This window comes from Aquifex sp. (assembly GCF_056494385.1).
In genome coordinates this window covers 1-3,576 of sequence record NZ_JBSLZM010000086.1, presented here as the reverse complement: position 1 = coordinate 3,576, position 3,576 = coordinate 1, and the positions used below count along the sequence as shown (strand labels likewise).

General features: G+C 41.6%; 4 protein-coding genes. All 4 read right to left on the bottom strand.

What is annotated here, in order from left to right:
* The coding region (locus ACWB1W_RS06750; RefSeq protein WP_479370617.1) for a M20 family metallopeptidase at positions 1 to 665 on the bottom strand (665 nt) is incomplete at its 3' end.
* Entirely contained in the window at positions 583 to 1,398 is an 816-nt protein-coding gene (locus tag ACWB1W_RS06745; protein ID WP_479370616.1) for a pseudouridine synthase, read from the bottom strand. The genes ACWB1W_RS06745 and ACWB1W_RS06750, both read right to left, overlap by 83 nt.
* 3 nt (positions 1,399 to 1,401) lie before the next feature.
* Positions 1,402 to 2,247 carry a sulfite exporter TauE/SafE family protein gene (locus tag ACWB1W_RS06740; protein ID WP_479370615.1) on the bottom strand — a complete coding sequence of 282 codons (846 nt, stop codon included), beginning with the start codon at positions 2,245 to 2,247 and terminating at the stop codon, positions 1,402 to 1,404.
* Positions 2,248 to 3,270, bottom strand: coding sequence for a glycine cleavage system aminomethyltransferase GcvT (gene gcvT / locus ACWB1W_RS06735; RefSeq protein WP_479370614.1), 1,023 nt, complete (start codon positions 3,268 to 3,270; stop codon positions 2,248 to 2,250).
* Positions 3,271 to 3,576 lie beyond the last annotated feature (306 nt).

The window sequence follows — 3,576 nt, the reverse complement described above, 5'->3', positions numbered from 1 at the left end:
GTGTAAACTTTTGAACCACTCCTTATCATTATTACGTTAACTTCTCTTCTAAGTTCCTCTTCAAGGTTATTGAGGAAACTTATGAAAACCTTTGTAGGATTTTCCACCTTTTCAAACTCAGCCCCGTGGGCAGACTTACATCTCACCTTTACCGAGAACTCAACCGATCCCATCTGCTTTGTGCAAAGAAGACCGTATGTAGGCTCAAGGACGAGGCACCTTTTTTTACCTTCAAGAACCTCGGGAAGCTTTTCCGAACCCAGTGCAGTGTTTTGCTCCTCGTCTACAACAAAGGCAAGGGATATGGGAATATCCATTTCGGGAAAATCCTTTTTAAACCATTCAACCGCTGTTATTAGACTTGCGACAGCTCCCTTAACGTCGCTTGCCCCCCTGCCGTAAATCCTTCCGTTTCTTTCTTCCGGCTTATATGCATTCTTAAAACCAGCCGGCGGAACCGTATCAACGTGAACGGATATAAGGAAGTCCGAACCATTGTCGTAAACAAGGTTATACCTATCTTCTTCAACGAACTGTTTCTTCAACTTAAGCCCGACCGAGCCCAGCCTTTTCTCAATATACTCAAGAACTTCCCTTTCCTTTCCCGATACGCTCGGTATGGCTATTAACTCTTTCAGTGTTTCCTTTACCCTTTCCCTTACCATAAGATTTATAATTTAGACCCACCGCCTTAAAGAGCTGCGCAAGTTCCCCTTTGTTTAGCTCCCTCCACTTTCCCGGAGATAACTTACCGAGTTTTATAGGACCTATAGCGGTTCTTTTTAATCTCTTTACCTTATGTCCGAACTTTGCAAGGAACCTTTTCACGAGATGCTTCCTTCCCTCGTGAAAAACTATCTCAAGAAGCGTCTTTCTTCCCTCATACCTTACTATTCTTACGCTGTCCGGCTTTGCAAAGCCGTCCTCAAGTTCCGTTCCCTTAGTCATCTCCTTTAATGTCTTCTGGGATACCCTTCCTTCTACAAGGGCTAAGTAAACCTTCGGAAGCTTATACCTCGGGTGTAAAATCCTGTTTGCAAGCTCCCCGTCATTTGTGAGAATTAATAAACCTTCGGTGTTATAATCAAGCCTCCCGACCGGGAAAACCCTTTCGGGTATATCCTTTATAAGCTCCTCTATTGTTTTCCTGCCGTCCCTTGATTTCCCGAGCTGGGTAAGATAACAGCAAGGCTTATTAAGGATTATGTATCTCTTTCTTTGGGGTTTTACGGGCTTTCCGTCAACCTCTACTATATCAATTTCAGGATTTACCTTCGTTCCCAGACTCTTTACAACCTCTCCGTTTACCTTTACCCTGCCTTCAAGAATAAGCTTTTCTGCCTTTCTCCTTGAAGCTACTCCCGCCTCGGATAGGAACTTATTTATCCTAACTTCCATATCTCAAATAAAGATATACCTCAACCCTATACCGAAGAGTATAACTCCGAGAATTATTCTCAGTCTTTTTTCCCCCAGTATATGGGATATATGAGGTCCCATAAAAGAACCTATGACCACTCCTAGAGCCTCGTAAAACACGAAATACCAACTTACAGAAGCGCCGAGATTAATGTAATTTAGGATACTAACAATAGATGTTATCAAAATTGAAAAGGCACTTGTTCCCGGAACAAGATACATAGGAATCTTTAGAACGGAAACCATAAAGGGAACTAATAAAAAACCACCTCCAACACCCAAAGCAGAAGATATCATGGCGACAACAAAACCGGCAACTAATGGATAAAGGGGGTTAAAAGAATGTTCCTCTCCCAAAAAGCTGTAAACAATCTCTTTAGGAGAGCGGGACTTTATTTTCACCTTCCTTTCTCCTTTTTCTTTTATTCCCGTATCAATCTTTTTTATTCTCTCCTTTTCTTTGTGAAAAACGTCATAAAAAATCTTTAAAGCTACGATTAATGTAAGTATCCCGAAGATAAACTTATAGTCTCTAAGGTTCGTTAGGTATTTATAGGAAAGTGTTGACCCCGCCAGAGCACCGAGAATACTCCCTATACCCAGTAAACCTCCGAGGATAAATATGACCCTCCCCCGTTTCCAATAATTGGGAACAGAAACAAAGGTTGACAGCAGAACGAGAACCTGGTTCATCACCTTTACTGTGTTTGCGGACGCTATCCCAAACAGGGATATATGTCCGAAACCTGCGAGTATACCACCCGCAGCCCCGACGGTTGAGAATACGGTGCCTATAACTATCCCCCATATAAAGAGAAGAAACTCCATTTACCTCCTCCTAACGAAGGGATATCTTCTCAAAATAGCTTTTAATTTTTTCCCCCTTATATCAATCTCAACCTCGTTCCTTTCCTTTCTCTCACTAACATCTATAAAACATAATGCTACTCCCTTATTCAGCGTCGGGGAAAAAGTCCCGCTTGATACTATACCTATTTCTCTATCTTCTTTGAAAATTTTATAACCCTTTCTAGGAACGCCCCTGTCCAGCATTTCAAGGCCGAAAAGTTTCCGCTTTACTTCCTTTTTCAGGATAGCCTCCTTTCCCATAAAGTCCTTTGAGAAATCAACAAACCTATCAAGGTTAGCCTCAAGAGGAGTTATATCCTCCGAAAGCTCATTTCCGTAAAGGGGAAACCCCGCTTCTATCCTTAAAACATCTCTTGCTCCCAAACCGCAGGGTTTTGCCTCTTTTACAAGCTCCTCAAAGAGCTTTACTCCATTTTTCGAATCTATATATATCTCAAACCCGTCCTCACCCGTGTACCCTGTTCTGGAAATTATCGTATTTCCGAACATCTTAAAGCGGTAATACTTCAGTTCCTTAACATCAAAAAACTTACTCAAAATTTCCCCACTCTTTGGTCCCTGAAGGGCAATCTGAACGTATTTATCCGAAACGTCTTCAACGTTTACAAATTCCTTTAACCAGTTGTAAACCTTTTTACGATTTACAGCGTTCACGCATATGAAAAAGCTTTCTTCATCAATCATATAAACCGTTATATCGTCCTTAACACCTCCCCTCTCATTCGTAAGCAGGTTATACTGAACCCTACCAGATGCAAGCTTATCAAGGTTGTTTGTTGTTAGATACTGAAGTTTATCTTTAGCATCCTTTCCTTTTACGAGAAGTCTTCCCATGTGGGAGATATCAAAAACGCCTGCATTTTCCCTTACATCCTTTACCTCGTTTATTATGGTGTCATAAGTTAGAGGCATCTTCCAACCGGCAAACTCTGTGAACTTAACCCCGAGCCGCTTGTGAACCGCCGAAAGAGGTGTTTCCATGGGAGTATTATACCCCTGAGGCTGTTTAAAAATTAGGCGAGCATAGAGAAGCAGGGGGGGGTATAGGAGTGTAGTTTCAAAAGACAGAAGCACAACAATAAAAGCTCTATGAGAAGAGATAAGTTGTAAAGAGCAAACTTAGCCAAAACATATAGGCTTGCCACATGCAAGTCTTTCAGCCAATTTCTTCAAGTTCTCTTAAAGAGAGATTCTCCAATTGTTTTAGTAGAAGCGCCACAATAAAGATGTAGTTTGTGTATTGTCGTGGTCTCCCTCTTTCTTTTCTCCTCATTTCCTTTTCAGTGA